This window comes from Novosphingobium cyanobacteriorum, from assembly GCF_029436685.1.
In the GTDB taxonomy this organism is placed as follows: Bacteria; Pseudomonadota; Alphaproteobacteria; order Sphingomonadales; family Sphingomonadaceae; genus Novosphingobium; species Novosphingobium cyanobacteriorum.
The window spans coordinates 37599-53443 of the sequence record NZ_JAROCY010000001.1; the positions used below are offsets into that span (position 1 = coordinate 37599).

General features: G+C 64.9%; 18 protein-coding genes. 16 read left to right on the forward strand and 2 right to left on the reverse strand.

Annotation, left to right across the window (positions count from 1 at the left end; genetic code table 11):
* Positions 1 to 86: 86 nt before the first annotated feature.
* Positions 87 to 1115 carry a 2-hydroxyacid dehydrogenase gene (locus POM99_RS00150; RefSeq protein ID WP_277274705.1) on the reverse strand — a complete coding sequence of 343 codons (1029 nt, stop codon included), beginning with the start codon at positions 1113 to 1115 and terminating at the stop codon, positions 87 to 89.
* A 171-nt stretch (positions 1116 to 1286) separates the two neighbouring features.
* Here POM99_RS00150 and POM99_RS00155 point away from each other — a divergent pair, with 171 nt between their 5' ends.
* On the forward strand, positions 1287 to 1760 hold the full coding sequence (locus POM99_RS00155) for an SH3 domain-containing protein (RefSeq protein WP_277274706.1): 474 nt from the start codon (positions 1287 to 1289) through the stop codon (positions 1758 to 1760).
* 41 nt (positions 1761 to 1801) lie between these two features.
* Here the strand turns inward: POM99_RS00155 and POM99_RS00160 are convergent, their stop codons facing one another.
* Positions 1802 to 2995 (reverse strand): acetyl-CoA C-acyltransferase, encoded by a 1194-nt coding sequence (locus POM99_RS00160; protein WP_277274707.1) that lies wholly within the window; start codon positions 2993 to 2995, stop codon positions 1802 to 1804.
* A gap of 104 nt (positions 2996 to 3099) precedes the next feature.
* Here POM99_RS00160 and POM99_RS00165 point away from each other — a divergent pair, with 104 nt between their 5' ends.
* From POM99_RS00165 to nuoI, 15 genes are all read left to right on the forward strand, one after another.
* A complete protein-coding gene (locus tag POM99_RS00165; protein ID WP_277274708.1) occupies positions 3100 to 3891 on the forward strand; it encodes a prepilin peptidase in 792 nt (263 codons plus the stop codon).
* 104 nt (positions 3892 to 3995) lie between these two features.
* Positions 3996 to 5426, forward strand: a complete 1431-nt coding sequence (locus POM99_RS00170) for a coniferyl aldehyde dehydrogenase (protein WP_277274709.1) — start codon at positions 3996 to 3998, stop codon at positions 5424 to 5426.
* A gap of 164 nt (positions 5427 to 5590) precedes the next feature.
* Positions 5591 to 5977 (forward strand): NADH-quinone oxidoreductase subunit A, encoded by a 387-nt coding sequence (locus POM99_RS00175; RefSeq protein WP_277274710.1) that lies wholly within the window; start codon positions 5591 to 5593, stop codon positions 5975 to 5977.
* Positions 5974 to 6528 (forward strand): NuoB/complex I 20 kDa subunit family protein, encoded by a 555-nt coding sequence (locus POM99_RS00180; RefSeq protein ID WP_438822972.1) that lies wholly within the window; start codon positions 5974 to 5976, stop codon positions 6526 to 6528. The genes POM99_RS00175 and POM99_RS00180 overlap by 4 nt, the downstream gene beginning before the upstream one ends.
* A gap of 13 nt (positions 6529 to 6541) precedes the next feature.
* Entirely contained in the window at positions 6542 to 7480 is a 939-nt protein-coding gene (locus tag POM99_RS00185; RefSeq protein ID WP_277274712.1) for an NADH-quinone oxidoreductase subunit C, read from the forward strand.
* Positions 7477 to 8688, forward strand: a complete 1212-nt coding sequence (locus tag POM99_RS00190) for an NADH-quinone oxidoreductase subunit D (protein ID WP_277274713.1) — start codon at positions 7477 to 7479, stop codon at positions 8686 to 8688. Before POM99_RS00185 ends, POM99_RS00190 begins: the two co-directional genes overlap by 4 nt.
* The gene (locus tag POM99_RS00195; RefSeq protein WP_277274715.1) at positions 8688 to 9014 is read left to right on the forward strand and encodes a hypothetical protein; all 327 of its coding nucleotides are present in this window, start codon (positions 8688 to 8690) and stop codon (positions 9012 to 9014) included. The genes POM99_RS00190 and POM99_RS00195 overlap by 1 nt, the downstream gene beginning before the upstream one ends.
* Positions 9007 to 9360: a nuclear transport factor 2 family protein gene (locus POM99_RS00200; RefSeq protein WP_277274716.1), complete on the forward strand. Its 354-nt coding sequence runs from the start codon at positions 9007 to 9009 to the stop codon at positions 9358 to 9360. Before POM99_RS00195 ends, POM99_RS00200 begins: the two co-directional genes overlap by 8 nt.
* Positions 9361 to 9532: 172 nt before the next feature.
* Positions 9533 to 9727, forward strand: a complete 195-nt coding sequence (locus tag POM99_RS00205) for a hypothetical protein (RefSeq protein WP_277274717.1) — start codon at positions 9533 to 9535, stop codon at positions 9725 to 9727.
* Between the two features lie 4 nt (positions 9728 to 9731).
* A complete protein-coding gene (locus POM99_RS00210; RefSeq protein ID WP_277274718.1) occupies positions 9732 to 10400 on the forward strand; it encodes a complex I 24 kDa subunit family protein in 669 nt (222 codons plus the stop codon).
* A gap of 1 nt (position 10401) precedes the next feature.
* On the forward strand, positions 10402 to 11697 hold the full coding sequence (gene nuoF / locus POM99_RS00215; protein ID WP_277274719.1) for an NADH-quinone oxidoreductase subunit NuoF: 1296 nt from the start codon (positions 10402 to 10404) through the stop codon (positions 11695 to 11697).
* Entirely contained in the window at positions 11697 to 13706 is a 2010-nt protein-coding gene (gene nuoG / locus POM99_RS00220; RefSeq protein ID WP_277274720.1) for an NADH-quinone oxidoreductase subunit NuoG, read from the forward strand. The genes nuoF and nuoG overlap by 1 nt, the downstream gene beginning before the upstream one ends.
* The gene (gene nuoH / locus POM99_RS00225) at positions 13703 to 14794 is read left to right on the forward strand and encodes an NADH-quinone oxidoreductase subunit NuoH (RefSeq protein WP_277274721.1); all 1092 of its coding nucleotides are present in this window, start codon (positions 13703 to 13705) and stop codon (positions 14792 to 14794) included. The genes nuoG and nuoH overlap by 4 nt, the downstream gene beginning before the upstream one ends.
* Positions 14764 to 15336 carry a hypothetical protein gene (locus tag POM99_RS00230; protein WP_277274722.1) on the forward strand — a complete coding sequence of 191 codons (573 nt, stop codon included), beginning with the start codon at positions 14764 to 14766 and terminating at the stop codon, positions 15334 to 15336. Before nuoH ends, POM99_RS00230 begins: the two co-directional genes overlap by 31 nt.
* Positions 15333 to 15818, forward strand: coding sequence for an NADH-quinone oxidoreductase subunit NuoI (gene nuoI, locus POM99_RS00235; protein WP_277274723.1), 486 nt, complete (start codon positions 15333 to 15335; stop codon positions 15816 to 15818). Before POM99_RS00230 ends, nuoI begins: the two co-directional genes overlap by 4 nt.
* Positions 15819 to 15845 lie beyond the last annotated feature (27 nt).

The window sequence follows — 15845 nt, forward strand, 5'->3', positions numbered from 1 at the left end:
ATCGTCTAGGCAAGAGCATTGCGCGCCGCAAGCGGTTCGCGAAACGAAGTGTTACAAAATGGGCGCTGGCGTAATACCGAGGCCAATCACATCCAGCCTTCGAGCACCTGATCTGGCGGGCGATGACCATCGGCCCAGAAGCGGATGTTGGCGATGACCTTGTCGCCCGAGGCGGCGCGCCCTTCAAAGGTGGCGCTGCCCATGTGGGGCAGGATGGCGACATTGGGGTGATCGCGCAGGCGCTGGTCGACCATCGGTTCGTGTTCGAACACATCGAGCCCGGCGCCGCCGATGCGGCCTTCCTGCAGCGCCTCGATAAGCGCCTCTTCCTCGACAATGGTGCCGCGCGCGGTGTTCACCAGATAGGCATCGGGCCGCATCAGCGCGATGCGGCGGGCGTCGATAAGGTGGCGGGTGTCGGGTTTGGCGGGGCAGTGGAGCGTGAGGATGTCCGCCCCGGCGACAAGCGCATCAAGATCGGGTTCGAAACGCGCGCCGAGCATGTTCTCCAACGCTTCGGGCAGGCGGTGGCGGTTGTGATAAACCACCGAGAGGCCGAAGGCGCGGGCGCGGTGGGCGACGGCCTGGCCGATGCGGCCCATGCCGACGATGCCCAGCACCTTTCCGCCGACGCGGTGGCCGAGCAGGGTGGAGGGCGACCAGCCCTGCCACTGGCCCGAACGCAGCACGCGGCCGCCATAGTTGAGCCGGCGGGTGACCGAGAGGATCAGCGCCATGGCCATGTCGGCGGTATCGTCGGTGAAGACGCCGGGTGTGTTGGTGACGATGATCTTGCGCGCGCGGGCGGCGGCGAGATCGATGTGTTCGATGCCGGCGCCGAAATTGGCGATCAGGCCCAGCTGCGGCCCGGCACGGGCGATGAGGGCGGCGTCGATGGTATCGGTGACGGTGGGTACCAGCACGTGGGCTTCGGCCATTAGCGCGGCAAGATCGTCGGGCGAGAGCGGGCCATCGGATTCGTTGAGGACAACGTCGAACAGTTCGGCCATGCGCGCCTCGGTTTCGGGCAGCAGGCGGCGGGTGACGGCGACGCGGGGCCTGCCTTCGATGCGGCGCGTGGAACGCAGGTCTGCTTGGCGGGCATGAGTTGGCATGGCGCAACCGCTATCCCCCCTCATGCGTTGCGGTCAAGCGCGCCTTGTCCAGATCGTGTTGCGGTCAAGCGCGCCCTGCCCATAACGCGTTGCGGTCAAGCTTGCCTTGCCCTTGCGACATGATGATGTATCGGGGCAGGGACGCCGCATGAAGCAAAGGAGCCGACGCCAATGTCCCGGGTGAAACCGCTGATCGCGATCGCGCTGGGCCTTGCCGTGGCCGGGGGCGCCGCACAGGCCGAGGACGGCAACGGGCGGTACTGGGTTTCGCTGCGCAAGAGCGAAAGCAACATGCGCGTGGGGCCCGGGCGGGAATACCGCATCAGCTGGGTCTACATTCGGCCCGGCCTGCCGATGAAGGTGCTGCGCGAAATGGGCGGCTGGGCGCTGGTGGAAGACCCGGACGGCGTGCGCGGCTGGATGTTGCAGCAGTTCATCACCAGCAAGGTCCACACCGGCGTGGTCAAGGGGCAGGTGGCGGAAATCCGCGAAAACAAGGACGGATCGGGCCGCCTGCTGTGGCGCGCGGCGCCGGGCGTGGTCGCAAAGATCAAGGACTGCGACGACGGCTGGTGCAAGGTTGACGTCGATGGTCGGCAGGGCTTCATGAACCAGGCCGCGATGTGGGGCGCGGGCGCCCCGTAGGAGGGTGAGGCTCCCCGGCGAACCGGGGAGACTTCGCTATATCAAACCAGTTCGATGGCCACTGCCGTGGCTTCGCCCCCGCCGATGCACAGGCTGGCGACGCCCTTCTTCAGGCCCTTGTGCTTCAGCGCGCCGATCAGCGTGGTGACGATGCGCGCGCCCGATGCGCCGAGCGGGTGGCCGAGGGCGGTGGCGCCGCCGTGAACGTTGATCCTGTCATGCGGAATGCCCAGATCGTGCATCGCGAACATGGCGACGCAGGCGAAGGCTTCATTCACCTCGAACAGATCGACGTCGCCGACCGACCAGCCGGCCTGGGCCAGCACCTTCTGGATCGCGCCAACCGGGGCAGTGGTGAACTTGGCCGGTTCCTGTGCATGGGCGGCGATACCTACAACCTTGGCCACCGGAGCGAGGCCCTTTTCGGCAGCGAGGCTGGCGCGGGTGAGCACCAGCGCGGCGGCGCCATCGGAGATCGAGGAAGAACTGGCTGCGGTGATCGTGCCGTCCTTGGCGAAGGCGGGCTTGAGCGACGGGATCTTGTCCGGCCGGCCCTTGCCCGGCTGTTCGTCGGTATCGACAACAGTTTCACCGGCACGGGTGGCGATGGTGACGGGCACGACCTCGCTGGCGAAGCCGCCATCGGCGATCGCGGCCTGGGCGCGGCGCAGGGATTCGATGGCGTAGCTGTCCTGCTGTTCGCGGGTCAGCTGGTATTCGTTGGCGGTCGCCTGCGCGAACGTGCCCATCGCGCCGCCCTGGTAGGCGTCTTCCAGGCCATCGAGGAACATGTGGTCATAGGCGGTATCGTGGCCGATGCGCGCGCCCGAGCGATGCTTCTTGAGCAGGTAGGGTGCGTTGGTCATCGATTCCATCCCGCCCGCCACGATCAGGTCGGCACTGCCCGCGGCGATGGCTTCGGCACCCATCATCACGGTCATCATGCCCGAACCGCAGACCTTGTTGACGGTGGTCGCCTCAACCGACTTGGGCAGGCCGGCCTTGAGCGCGGCCTGGCGGGCAGGGGCCTGGCCGAGGCCGGCAGGCAGCACGCAGCCCATGTAGATGCGTTCGATGTCGTCACCGGCAACGCCGGCGCGCTCGACTGCGGCCTTCACCGCCGTGGCGCCGAGATCGGTGGCGGAAACATCGGCCAGCGCGCCCTGAAGTCCGCCCATCGGGGTGCGGGCATAGGACAGGATGACGACCGGATCGGCAGCGGAGAACTGGGCCATGGCGAACACTCTTTCTTGTGCTAGGTGACGAGCCACTCGGGATCGGGGTGTTCAATAGTGTTGCACCGCAACAATTGCAATTCGGGGACGGGGGGCGGATTGCCATGGACACCGACCTGATCCTGTCCGCGACCATTCCGCCGGGGGTCATGCTGGCGGGGGGCGGCGTGCTCGGCGCGATCATCGGCAGTTTCCTGGGCGCCGCGCTTGAGCGGTTGCCTGCGGAAAGGTCCATCGTCACCGGTAGATCGGCCTGCGACCACTGCGGAACGGCACTGGCGGTGCAGGACCTCGTACCCGTCATCTCCTGGCTCGCGCTGAAAGGGCGGTGCCGCACCTGTGGCGGCAGGATCGGCGCGTGGCAGCTGGCCTGCGAACTGGGCGGGGCGGCCATCGGGCTGGCGAGCGTGGCCCTGGCGCCCGTAGGGCTGGCGCTGGCGGCGATGGTTCTTGGCTGGCAGCTGTTGCTGCTGGCGCTGCTGGACCTGCGCCATCTGTGGCTGCCGCGCGTGCTGACCGGGGTGCTGGCCGCCAATGGCCTGCTGCTGGCAGCAGGGCGAAGCTGGGCGATGCAGGACATTTTTCCGCTGGAATGGGCGCTGATCGGTGGGGCGCTGGGCTTTGGCATGCTGTGGAGCGTGGCCTTCGGCTATCGCCGGTTGCGCGGGCGCGAAGGCATGGGCGGGGGCGATCCGCCGTTGATGGGGGCGATCGGGCTGTGGCTGGGGCCATTGGGCGTGGTCCATACGCTGCTGGGCGCGGCGCTGGTGGGCCTGATCGCAGCGATTGCCATGCACGTTTCCGGGCGTAAGATCGGTGCGGATACCGCGCTTCCGCTGGGAACATGCCTTGCCGCTACGGCATGGCCAATGTTCCTGTTCAGCGGATTTGGTTAACGAATCAGCGTCTGGAGCCTCGGCTCCGGATTCACGTTTTGCGGCGATTTCCCAATCGCCAGATGAAGCCATCTGGCTCGAAATCGCTCGAGGGGAGAAGGCCAATGGACGTGACCGGCAAGAACGTGATGCATGCGCTGCTCGACCGGCAGAAGGCCGCGTTCACGGGCGCGCGGCCCGAGCCGCTTTCCGCGCGGCACGACCGGCTGGAACGGCTGGCGGCGCTGACCAAGGACAACGCCACCGCCTTTGCCCGCGCCATGAGCGAGGACTTTGGCCAGCGCAGCCACGAACAATCGATGCTGACCGACATCATGCCCGCGGTGAGCCTGATCCGCCATTCGCAGAAGACGATGAAGGCGTGGAGCCGCCCGGAACGGCGCAAGGTGAACTTTCCGCTGGGCCTGCTGGGGGCGCGGGCAGAGGTCCGCTATGAACCGAAGGGCGTGATCGGCATCGTATCGCCATGGAATTTCCCGGTGGGGCTGACCGTGGCGCCGCTGGCGCAGGCGTTTGCCGCCGGCAACCGTGCGATGGTGAAGCCTTCGGAATACACCGAGGCGACTTCCGCCCTGATGGCCGAGGTTTTCCCCAGGTACTTCTCGGAAGACGAAGTGGCGGTGATCGTGGGCGGGCCGGATGTGGGCGCGGATTTCTGCAGCCTGCCGTTCGACCACCTGCTGTTCACCGGGGCGACATCGGTGGGCAGGCACGTGATGCGTGCGGCGGCGGAGAACCTGGTGCCGGTGACGCTGGAACTGGGCGGCAAATCGCCCACCATCATCGGCCGCAGCGCCGACCTGAAGCGCAGCGCCGAGCGGATCGCGCTGGGCAAGATGATGAATGCCGGGCAGATCTGCCTTGCGCCGGATTACCTGATGGTGCCCGAAGACCTGCAGGGGCAGGCGATCGATGCGATGCGGCAGTCCGTAACGGCGATGTACCCCACGCTGCTGGCCAATGACGACTATACCTCGGTGATCAACCGCCGCCATCGTGACCGGCTGCTGGGGCTGGTGGAGGACGCCGTGGCCAAGGGAGCCGAGGCGATCGAGGTCAACCCGGGCGGAGAGGACTTTGCCGCAACCAATGGCAACAAGCTGCCGCTGACGATCCTGACCGGCGTGAACGACGACATGAAGGTGATGCAGGAGGAAATCTTTGGTCCGGTGCTGCCGGTGATGACCTATCGCAGCATCGAACAGGCCATTCTCTATGTGAACGCGCATGATCGGCCGCTGGGGCTTTACTACTTTGGCGAGGACGCGCGAGAGCGCGAGCAGGTGCTGACGCGGACGCTGTCGGGCGGGGTGACGGTGAACGACGTGATCTTCCATGTGACGGCTGACGACCTGCCGTTCGGCGGGGTGGGGCCATCGGGCATGGGCAGCTATCACGGGATCGAGGGGTTCCGTGCCTTCAGCCATGCCCGCGCGGTCTATCGCCAGCCGAAGTTCGACATTGCCGGGATCGCCGGGCTGAAGCCGCCCTATGGCAAGGCGACGCAGCGCACGCTGAAGATGCAACTGAAATAAGAGTGCCCCGATAACGGCGCAAACGGTTGGTTTCATGCTGCGGCACGGTGCCGCACAGCACAAAAAGGTTGCGGGCAAGAGGGGTAATGCGGTCGCACCCCACTTGCGCGGCGGGCCTGCCGGGACTAGGGCGCGGTCCAACTCTTAACAGGCGAGTCAGCCCCTTGGTCGACCAATCATCGTACCTGGCCCAATACCTGCCGATCCTGATCTTCCTGGGGATCGCGCTGGCGCTATCCACGGCCTTCGTGTTCCTGCCCATGGGCATTGCCCGCCTGACCGGCGCGCACCAGCCCAATGCCGAGAAACTGGCCGAGTATGAATGCGGCTTCCCCGCGTTCGAAGACCCGCGCAGCCAGTTCGACGTGCGGTTCTACCTGGTGGCGATCCTGTTCATCATCTTTGACCTCGAAGCGGCGTTCCTGTTTCCCTGGGCTGTCAGCCTTAAGGAAACCGGCTGGGCCGGCTGGGCCACCATGATGGTGTTCCTGGCCGAACTGGTGATCGGCTTCATCTATGCCTGGAAGAAGGGCGCGCTGGACTGGGAATGAGCAACATGGCCACTAATCCGCTCGTTACAGCCAATCAGGGCGCGGTGACCGCGCCCGATCAGGCGTTTTTCGACAGCCTCAACGCCGAGGTGAGTGACAAGGGCTTCCTTGTCACCAGCACCGAGGAACTGTTCCAGTGGGCGCGCACCGGCTCGCTGTGGTGGATGACCTTCGGGCTTGCCTGCTGCGCGGTGGAAATGATCCACGTGAACATGCCGCGCTATGACATGGAGCGCTTCGGCGTTGCCCCGCGCGCTTCCCCGCGCCAATCGGACGTGATGATCGTGGCCGGCACGCTGTGCAACAAGATGGCCCCGGCGCTGCGCAAGGTCTATGACCAGATGAGCGAGCCGAAGTATGTCATCTCGATGGGCAGCTGCGCCAATGGCGGCGGCTATTACCACTACAGCTATTCGGTGGTGCGCGGCTGCGACCGCATCGTGCCCGTGGACATCTATGTTCCCGGCTGCCCCCCGACCGCCGAGGCGCTGCTCTATGGCGTGATGCAGCTGCAGCGGAAGATCCGCCGCGCCGGCACGATCGAGCGTTGAGGGAGAACAGGGCATGACCGTTCTTCACCCCGCTCCGCGCTATGCCTCGTTCGAGGGCGTGCTTGACGAGGTCGTGGCTTCGCTGGGCGACATGGTCGTCGCCTCGCGCGATGAGCATGGCGAGATCGTGATCAACGTGGTGCGTGACCGGATCGAGGATGCGCTGCGCAAGCTTCGTGACGAGCACCAGTTCCAGCAGCTGATGGACATCGCTGGGGCGGACTATCCGAACCGGCTGGAACGCTTCGACGTGGTCTATTGCCTGCTTTCGGTGACGCGCAACCTGCGCCTGATCGTGAAGGTGACGACCGACGAGGCCACCCCGGTGCCGACGGCGACGACGCTGTGGCCCAATGCCGGCTGGTATGAGCGCGAAGTCTACGACATGTTCGGCGTGCTGTTTGCCGGCAACACCGACCTGCGCCGCATCCTGACCGATTATGGCTTCCAGGGGCATCCGTTCCGCAAGGACTTCCCGCTGACCGGCTATGTCGAGTTGCGCTATTCCGAAGAGGACAAGCGCGTGGTCTATGAGCCGGTGCAGCTGGCGCAGGACCTGCGGCAGTTCGACTTCATGAGCCCGTGGGAAGGCGCGGACTATGTGCTGCCGGGTGACGAGAAGGCGGTTACCCCGCCGCCGGCGTCCGCGCCGGTCGCCACCGCGCCCGTGACCGGCGGCCCGGCCAAGGTCGACACGCCCAAGACCACCGACAAGCCGGCCGACACCGGCGCGGGCGAGCCTGCGAACAAGGACGCGGCCAAGCCCGTGGCCGAAGCAGCTGCGCCCGCTGTGGCCAAGACGGGAGAGCCTGCTGCACCTGAGCCGACCGAAAGCCGCCCGGCGCGCAAGCCCCGCGCGAAGAAGGTGACCGACACCGACGGTGCGGCGGAACCCGCTGCGGAAAAGTCCAAGCGCACGCGCACGAAGAAGACTGAGGGAGAAGGCGAATGAGCCTCAGCCTCGAACAGTCGCCGACCACCGGCGACGAGGTCATCACCAACTACACCATCAACTTCGGGCCCCAGCACCCGGCGGCGCACGGCGTGCTGCGCATGGTGATGGAGCTGGACGGCGAGATCATCGAGCGGATCGACCCGCACGTCGGCCTGCTCCACCGCGGCACCGAAAAGCTGATCGAGCACAAGACCTACCTGCAGGCGCTGCCGTACTTCGACCGGCTGGACTACTGCTCGCCGCTCGGCATGGAACACTCCTACGTGCTGGCGGTCGAAAAGCTGCTGAACGTCGAAGTTCCCTTGCGCGCCCAGTACCTGCGCGTGCTGTTCGCGGAACTGACCCGCATCTGCAACCACATGCTCAACCTCGGCTCCCACGTGATGGACGTGGGCGCGATGACGCCGAACCTGTGGCTGTTCGAAATCCGCGAGGACTGCCTCAACTTCTTCGAACGCGCATCGGGCGCGCGCATGCATGCGGCGTGGTTCCGCCCCGGCGGCGTGCACCAGGATGTGCCGGAAAAGCTGCTGGTGGACATCGGCGAGTGGATCGACAGCCGGCTGTTCCCGCTGTTCGAGGACGCGATGAGCCTCGTGGTGGACAACCGCATCTTCAAGCAGCGCAATGTCGACATCGCGCTGGTGAGCCGCAAGGACGCGCTGGCCTGGGGCTTCTCCGGCCCGATGATCCGCGCCGCGGGCATCCCGTGGGACCTGCGCAAGAGCCAGCCCTACGACGTCTATGACCGCATGGAGTTCGACATTCCCGTCGGCACCAACTCCGACTGCTATGACCGGTTCATGGTGCGCGTGGAAGAAGTGCGCCAGTCGGCCCGGATCATGAAGCAGTGCCTGGCGCAGATGCCGCAGGGCCCGGTGATGACCACCGACCGCAAGGTGGCGCCGCCCAAGCGCGGCGAGATGAAGCAGTCGATGGAATCGCTGATCCATCACTTCAAGCTCTACACCGAAGGCTTCCACGTGCCGGCTGGCGAAGTCTATGTCGCCACCGAAAGCCCCAAGGGCGAATTCGGTGTCTACCTGGTCAGCGATGGCAGCAACAAGCCCTACCGCTGCAAGATCCGCCCGACCGCGTTCAGCCACCTGCAGGCGATGGACTTCATGTCCAAGGGCCACATGCTGCCCGACGCGACCGCCATCCTCGGCGCGATCGACGTGGTGTTCGGGGAGTGCGACCGGTAATGGGACTGATCTTCGGCCTCGTCCTGATCGTGTTTTTTGTAGCCATGGCAGGTGTGCAAGGCGGCATTGTGTTTGGGACAGCCCGTTGGGCAATGGGCGCACTTCATTGGGACTCCGATGCGGCAAAGCTAGGGCTGATAGCGCTGGCCTACCTGCTATGGGCGGGCGTTCCAATTTACGCCTACTCGGCTATGGGCGGCGACGGAGGCCTGTTCGATGGCTTCGGCTTAGTCCTCGGAGTAGCCTTTACAGGACTGGTTGGATCAATCGGATGGGCGATCTTCTGGGTCCTCAATCCCACCTCTCGGGTTGGTTCGAATGACTAAAAATCTCGAAACCGCCAAGGCGATGATCGCCGCCTACAACGCGCAGGACGTGGACACCTACGTCTCGTACATGACCGACGACGCCTGCGAGGCGAACTATCGTGGGGATGTGGTGCGCGAAGGCAAGGAGGGCACGCGTTCGGGCCTTGCCGCCGCGTTCGCGCGCTGGCCGCAGAACCATGCCGAGATCAAGGAAGCACAAGCCATCGGCAACTATGTGCTGATGCGCGAGCATGTGACGCGCGGCCCCGCCTCCGATGGTTCGGCGCTGGTCGAGCCGTTCGACGTGATCGCAGTCTATTCTTTCGAGGGCGACAAGTGCAGCCGCGTGGAGTTCATCCGATGATCGCGCCCTTGACGATCCTCCCCTTCCGGGGGAGGTGCCGCAGCGAAGCGGAGGCGGAGGGGGTGTTGGCCGCCGCCGACATCGCGTTCCTCATGCCCCCTCCGTCAGCCGCTGGCGCGGCTGCCACCTCCCCCGGCGGGGGAGGATCTAGCGTGGTGTTGGAGTTTATCCGGTGAAGCAAGACCAGACCCGCCAGCTTTCCATCCTCGCCTGCGCGTCGGGCCTGGTGCTGGCCGCGATTTTCTTCGGCGCGCTGTACCTGCATGCCGATACGCCCGACTGGCTGCCGATGATGATCGCGGCGATCGGCGGGTTCGAACTGTTCCTGTTCGGCCAGGGCGTGTGGCTGAAGCGGGCGGGAAGGTAAGCACATGGCAGACCGTCATCCCGAACCCGACAGCCCTGAACTGCGCGCGCGCTGGGGCAACTTCGCCTGGACCGCCGAGAACGCGGAGAAGGCCAAGGAAATCATCGCCCGCTATCCCGCCGGGCGGCAGCGCAGCGCGGTGATGCCGCTGCTCGACCTTGCCCAGCGGCAGGTGGGCGCGGAAGAGAACACGCAAGGGTGGCTGCCGCTGCCGGTGATGGAATACGTCGCCGCTCAGCTCGACATGCCGATCATCCGTGTGCTGGAAGTCGCCACCTTCTACACCATGTACAATATCCAGCCGGTCGGCCGGTTCCACGTGCAGGTCTGCGGCACCACGCCGTGCATGCTGCGCGGGTCGGACGACATCATGGCGGCGTGCAAGGCCAAGGGCCTGAAGAAGGGGCACACCACCCCGGACGGCCTGTTCACGCTGACCGAGGTGGAGTGCATGGGCAACTGCGCCTCCGCGCCGATGGTGCAGATCAACGACGACAACTACGAGGATCTGACCGCCGAGCGCGTCACCCACATTCTCGACGAGCTTGCCGCTGGCCGCCAGCCGAAGACGGGCACGCAGGAGCCGGGCCGCCACACCGTGGAGCCCGCCGGCGCGCTGTCGAACCTGACTGCGATGGTGAGCGAGAACCACGACTATCGAGGGGAGTGGTAAGATGGCTCTCGCTGACAAGGACCGCATCTTCACCAACGTCTATGGCTTCCAGCCGTGGAACCTGAAGGCGGCGCAGGCGCGCGGGGACTGGGACAACACCAGGGACCTGCTGGCGCGCGGCCAGGACGCGATCATCGAGGAAATCAAGGCGAGCGGCCTGCGCGGTCGCGGCGGTGCGGGCTTCCCCACCGGCATGAAGTGGTCCTTCATGCCCAAGGAAAGCAAGGACGGCCGTCCGAGCTTCCTCGTGATCAACGCCGACGAATCCGAGCCCGGTTCGTGCAAGGACCGCGAGATCATCCGCCACGATCCGCACAAGCTGATCGAGGGCGCGCTGGTCGCCGGCTATGCCATGCGCGCCCGCGCGGCCTACATCTACATCCGCGGCGAATACATCCGCGAGGCCGAGACGCTGTTCGCCGCCGTGCGCGAGGCCTATGACGCCGGCCTGCTGGGCAAGAACGCCTGCGGATCGGGCTACGATTTCGACGTCTTCGTCCATCGCGGCGCGGGCGCCTATATCTGCGGCGAAGAGACCGCGATGATCGAAAGCCTTGAGGGCAAGAAGGGCCAGCCCCGCCTGAAGCCGCCGTTTCCGGCCGGTGCGGGTCTTTATGGCTGCCCGACCACGGTGAACAACGTGGAATCGATCGCCGTTGCCCCCACCATCCTGCGCCGTGGCGCGGCGTGGTTCTCCAGCTTCGGGCGTGACAACAACAAGGGCACCAAGCTCTTCCAGATCAGCGGGCACGTGAACCGCCCCTGCGTGGTCGAGGAAGAAATGAGCATCCCGTTCAGCGAGCTGATCGAGAAGCACTGCGGCGGAATCCGTGGCGGCAAGGACAACCTGCTGGCGGTGATCCCCGGTGGTTCGTCGGTGCCGCTGGTGCCGGCCGAGCAGATCTGGGACGCGCCGATGGACTTCGACGGCCTGCGCGCGCTCGGCTCCGGCCTTGGCACCGCCGCCGTGATCGTGATGGACAAGTCCACCGATATCGTCCGCGCGATCAGCCGCCTGTCCTACTTCTACAAGCACGAAAGCTGCGGCCAGTGCACGCCGTGCCGTGAAGGTACGGGCTGGATGTGGCGCGTGATGGAACGCCTGCGCACCGGCGATGCCGACCTCGCCGAGATCGACATGCTGCAGGAAGTGACCAAGCAGGTTGAAGGGCACACCATCTGCGCGCTGGGCGATGCGGCCGCTTGGCCGATCCAGGGCCTGATCCGCCACTTCCGCCCCGAAATCGAACGCCGCATCGCCGTACGCGCGGGTGACGTCCGGGAGGCTGCTGAATAATGCCTAAGCTCAAAGTAGACGGCGTCGAACTCGAAGTCCCTGCAGGCGCCACAGTGCTGCAGGCCTGCGAGCTTGCCGGCAAGGAAATCCCCCGCTTCTGCTATCACGAACGGCTGAGCATCGCCGGCAATTGCCGCATGTGCCTGGTCGAAGTGAAGCCCGGACCGCCCAAGCCGCAGGCTTCGTGCGCGCTGCCCGCCAGCGAGGGCCAGGAAATCCGCACGGATTCCGAAATGGTCAAGAAGGCGCGCGAAGGGGTGATGGAGTTCCTGCTCATCAACCACCCGCTCGATTGCCCGATCTGCGACCAGGGCGGCGAGTGCGACCTGCAGGACCAGTCCGTCGCCTATGGCCGTGGCGCATCGCGCTATCACGAGCACAAGCGCGCGGTGACCGAGAAGTACATGGGCCCGCTGATCAAGACGATCATGACCCGCTGCATCCACTGCACCCGCTGCGTGCGCTTCAGTGAAGAGATCGCCGGCGTGGACGAGATCGGCGCGCTCTATCGCGGCGAGAACATGCAGATCAGCACCTATTTGGAACAGGCGGCGAAGCACGAGCTTTCGGCCAATGTGATCGACCTCTGCCCGGTCGGCGCGCTGACCAGCCGGCCCTATGCCTTCGAAGCGCGCCCGTGGGAGCTGAAGAAGACGCTGTCGATCGACGTGTCCGACGCCATCGGCTCCAACATCCGGCTCGACAGCCGCGGCCGCGAAGTGCTGCGCATCCTGCCGCGCGTGAACGATGACGTGAACGAGGAATGGCTGTCCGACCGGGGCCGCTACATGGTCGACGGGCTGACCCGCCGTCGCCTCGACAAGCCGTGGCTGCGCCGTGACGGCAAGCTCGTCGCCGCAACCTGGGCCGAGGCGTTCGACGCCGTGGCGAAGATCAACCCCGGTCCGTCGGTGGCGGTGATCGCGGGCGACCTGGTCGATTGCGAGACGATGTTTGCGGCCAGGAAGCTGGCCGGTGCGCTCGGTTCCACGCTGCTCGAAGGCCGCCAGACCGGGCTGGCCTATGACTGTTCGAACCTCGCCGCAGTGAACTTCAATTCCACGCTGGCCGGGATCGAGGATGCGGATGCGATCCTGATCATCGGTTCGATGGTGCGTGACGAAGCCCCCCTGCTCAACACCCGCCTGCGCAAGGCGGTGAAGAAGGGCGCGAAGGTGTTCATCGTCGGCGCCGAATGGGACCCGACCTATCCCGCCACGTTCCTGGGCGAAGACATCGCCGTGGCGAACGACCTGCCCGCCGAAGTGGCGCAGGTGTTCGAAGCGGCGAAGAAGCCGGCCGTCATCGTCGGCGGCGCCGGCCTTGCCAAGGGCGGGCGCGAGGCGGCGCTGGCGCTGTCCGAACGCTTCAACCTGGTGCGTGAGGGCTGGAACGGCTTCAACGTCGTCCACATGGCGGCGAGCCGCATGGGCGGGCTGATGCTCGGCTATGCGCAGAAGGGCGGCATTGCCGACCTGGCCGCCGCCAAGCCGAAGATGGTGATCTCGCTGGGTGCGGACGAGGTGGATTTCACGAAGTTCGCCGACAGCATGATCGTCCACATCGGCCACCATGGTGACAAGGCGGCCCACGCCGCCGACGTGATCCTGCCCGCCGCCGCTTTCAGCGAAAAGGACGGCACTTACGTCAACACCGAAGGTCGGGTGCAGTACGCCGAGGCTGCGGTGTTCCCGCCGGGCGATGCGCGGCAGGACTGGACGATCCTGCGCGCCATGGCCGATGCGCTGGGCGTGTCGGTCGGCTTTGACAGCTTCGAACAGCTGCGCGCCGCGATGGTGGCCGAAGTGCCCGCGCTGGGCAGCGAAGGGCTGGCCGACTATGGCGCGCTCCCGGCTGCTCCTGCGGGCGCAAAGGCCGAGGGCGCGATTGCGGGTTACCCGATCAAGGATCGCTACCTCACCAACGCCATCGCGCGGGCCAGCGTCACGCTGCAGCGTTGCTCGGCCGAACTGGTGCATGGGGAAAGCTTTGCGGAGGCTGCGGAATGACCGCGTTTTTCCAGGGCCTCGGCCTTAGCTACGAACTGGCTTGGACGATTTCGACCATCTGCGGGATCCTGCTGATCGCGTTCCCGCTGATGCTTGGCGTGGCGATGATCATCTATGCCGACCGCAAGATCTGGGCGGCGATGGCGCTGCGCAAGGGGCCGAACGTGGTGGGGCCGCTGGGCCTGCTGCAGTCCTTCGCGGATGGCCTGAAGGTGTTCCTGCAGGAAACCATCATTCCGGCCGCCGCGAACAAGGGTCTGTTCCTGATCGCGCCGATCATCACCTTCACCGTTGCGCTGATGGCCTGGGCGGTGATCCCGTTCAATTCGGGCGCGGTGCTGGCCGATATCAACGTCGGCCTGCTCTATGTCCTCGCGATCTCGTCGCTGGGGGTTTACGGGGTGGTGATCGCGGGCTGGTCGTCCAACTCGAAGTACCCGTTCTTCTCGGCCATGCGCGCCTCGGCGCAGATGATCTCCTATGAAGTCTCGATCGGCTTCATCCTGATCTGCGTGGTGCTGTGGGCGGGTACGTTCAACCTGAACGACATCGTGAAGGCGCAGAAGGGGGCGATTTCGCTCGCGTATGCAATTCCCGCCCTGGCGGATGTCCCGGTCCTTGGGTGGAAAATCAACGGCTTCGTGGCCAACCCGCTGCTGTTCCCGATGTGGGTGATGTTCCTGATCTCCGGCATGGCCGAAACGGCGCGCGCGCCGTTTGACCTGACCGAGGCGGAATCCGAACTCGTCGCCGGCTACCAAACCGAATATTCGTCGATGGCCTTCGCGCTCTACTGGCTGGGCGAATACGCCAACGTGCTGCTGATGTGCGCGCTCAACGCCACGCTGTTCTGGGGTGGCTGGCTGCCCCCGCTGGACATTCCGGTGCTTTACCTGGTGCCCGGCATCGTGTGGCTGCTGCTGAAGATCCTGTTCTTCTTCTTCATCTTCAGCTGGGTGAAGGCCACCGTCCCGCGCTATCGCTATGACCAGCTGATGCGCCTGGGCTGGAAGATCTTCCTCCCCGTCTCGCTGCTGTTCGTCTTCCTCGTAAGCGGTTGGCTGATGCTGACGAGGTACGCCGTATGAAAGCAGCTAGATTAGCTCTTCCTGCTTTGGTCTTTCTTCTGGGTGGGGCAACAACTCCGACCGAGGATAAGGCTTTCCCTAAGCAATTCATTCTTTGTGGGCTGCAGAAGACCATCGCGTCTGAAGATTTTCGCAGGGAAGGACCTCGCCTTACCGTGGCGTTCATATTTAGGCTCCATCCTGACGCGAAATGGGAGAGTCTTGATTCAGTTGATGGCTCCTTGAAGATCTTTGATCCGAATAACCTCTTTATCTATGGTCAACCGAAAGTCCTTGGCAGGGCGTTGAACGAAAGTTCCTTCACCTCGTTCACTTTCTTGAATTCCGAACAGTTCGTTACGTTTGGCGCATTGCAGTTGAAGCGCTATGAGAGGTCTTCTCCCGATAGTATGGTCTTGGATGCTTTTCTTGTAGCTTCGGACAAGAGTGGCAAGAAGCGCAATGCTGATCATATGTACTCAGGCAATTGCCTCCTCGGCAAACCGGATGAGGCGCTGGAAAACTTTCGCGGCCTTGGACCGACGATGCAGGAAATGAAATGACCGCCGCTCAACTCATCAAGAGCTTCACCCTGTGGGAGTTCGTGAAGGCGCACTGGCTGACCTTGAAGTATTTCTTCAAGCCCAAGGCGACGATCAACTACCCGTTCGAGAAGAACCCGCTGTCCCCGCGTTTCCGCGGCGAACATGCGCTGCGCCGTTATCCTAACGGCGAGGAGCGCTGCATCGCGTGCAAGCTGTGCGAGGCGGTGTGTCCGGCGCAGGCGATCACGATCGAGGCCGAACCGCGCGAGGACGGCAGCCGCCGCACCACGCGCTACGACATCGACATGACCAAGTGCATCTACTGCGGCTTCTGCCAGGAAGCCTGCCCGGTGGACGCCATCGTCGAAGGGCCGAACTTCGAATTCGCCGCCGAAACGCGCGAGGAACTGCTCTATGACAAGGCCAAGCTTCTCGCCAACGGGGACAAGTGGGAGCGCGCCATCGCTGCCAACCTTGAAGCCGATGCGGCGTATCGGTAAGGGGCCCGCCCAAATGGACAAAGTGGC

What these genes read in the sequence shown, in the direction of transcription:
- POM99_RS00170 (WP_277274709.1), top strand. Translation starts at nt 3,996, where the DNA reads ATGGACGTGACCGGCAAGAACGTGATGCATGCGCTGCTCGACCGGCAG.
- POM99_RS00150 (WP_277274705.1), bottom strand. Translation starts at nt 1,115, where the DNA reads ATGCCAACTCATGCCCGCCAAGCAGACCTGCGTTCCACGCGCCGCATC.
- nuoI (WP_277274723.1), top strand. Translation starts at nt 15,333, where the DNA reads ATGACCGCCGCTCAACTCATCAAGAGCTTCACCCTGTGGGAGTTCGTG.
- POM99_RS00185 (WP_277274712.1), top strand. Translation starts at nt 6,542, where the DNA reads ATGACCGTTCTTCACCCCGCTCCGCGCTATGCCTCGTTCGAGGGCGTG.
- POM99_RS00155 (WP_277274706.1), top strand. Translation starts at nt 1,287, where the DNA reads ATGTCCCGGGTGAAACCGCTGATCGCGATCGCGCTGGGCCTTGCCGTG.
- nuoH (WP_277274721.1), top strand. Translation starts at nt 13,703, where the DNA reads ATGACCGCGTTTTTCCAGGGCCTCGGCCTTAGCTACGAACTGGCTTGG.
- nuoF (WP_277274719.1), top strand. Translation starts at nt 10,402, where the DNA reads ATGGCTCTCGCTGACAAGGACCGCATCTTCACCAACGTCTATGGCTTC.
- POM99_RS00180 (WP_438822972.1), top strand. Translation starts at nt 5,974, where the DNA reads ATGAGCAACATGGCCACTAATCCGCTCGTTACAGCCAATCAGGGCGCG.
- POM99_RS00160 (WP_277274707.1), bottom strand. Translation starts at nt 2,995, where the DNA reads ATGGCCCAGTTCTCCGCTGCCGATCCGGTCGTCATCCTGTCCTATGCC.
- POM99_RS00190 (WP_277274713.1), top strand. Translation starts at nt 7,477, where the DNA reads ATGAGCCTCAGCCTCGAACAGTCGCCGACCACCGGCGACGAGGTCATC.
- POM99_RS00195 (WP_277274715.1), top strand. Translation starts at nt 8,688, where the DNA reads ATGGGACTGATCTTCGGCCTCGTCCTGATCGTGTTTTTTGTAGCCATG.
- POM99_RS00165 (WP_277274708.1), top strand. Translation starts at nt 3,100, where the DNA reads ATGGACACCGACCTGATCCTGTCCGCGACCATTCCGCCGGGGGTCATG.
- POM99_RS00210 (WP_277274718.1), top strand. Translation starts at nt 9,732, where the DNA reads ATGGCAGACCGTCATCCCGAACCCGACAGCCCTGAACTGCGCGCGCGC.
- POM99_RS00200 (WP_277274716.1), top strand. Translation starts at nt 9,007, where the DNA reads ATGACTAAAAATCTCGAAACCGCCAAGGCGATGATCGCCGCCTACAAC.
- nuoG (WP_277274720.1), top strand. Translation starts at nt 11,697, where the DNA reads ATGCCTAAGCTCAAAGTAGACGGCGTCGAACTCGAAGTCCCTGCAGGC.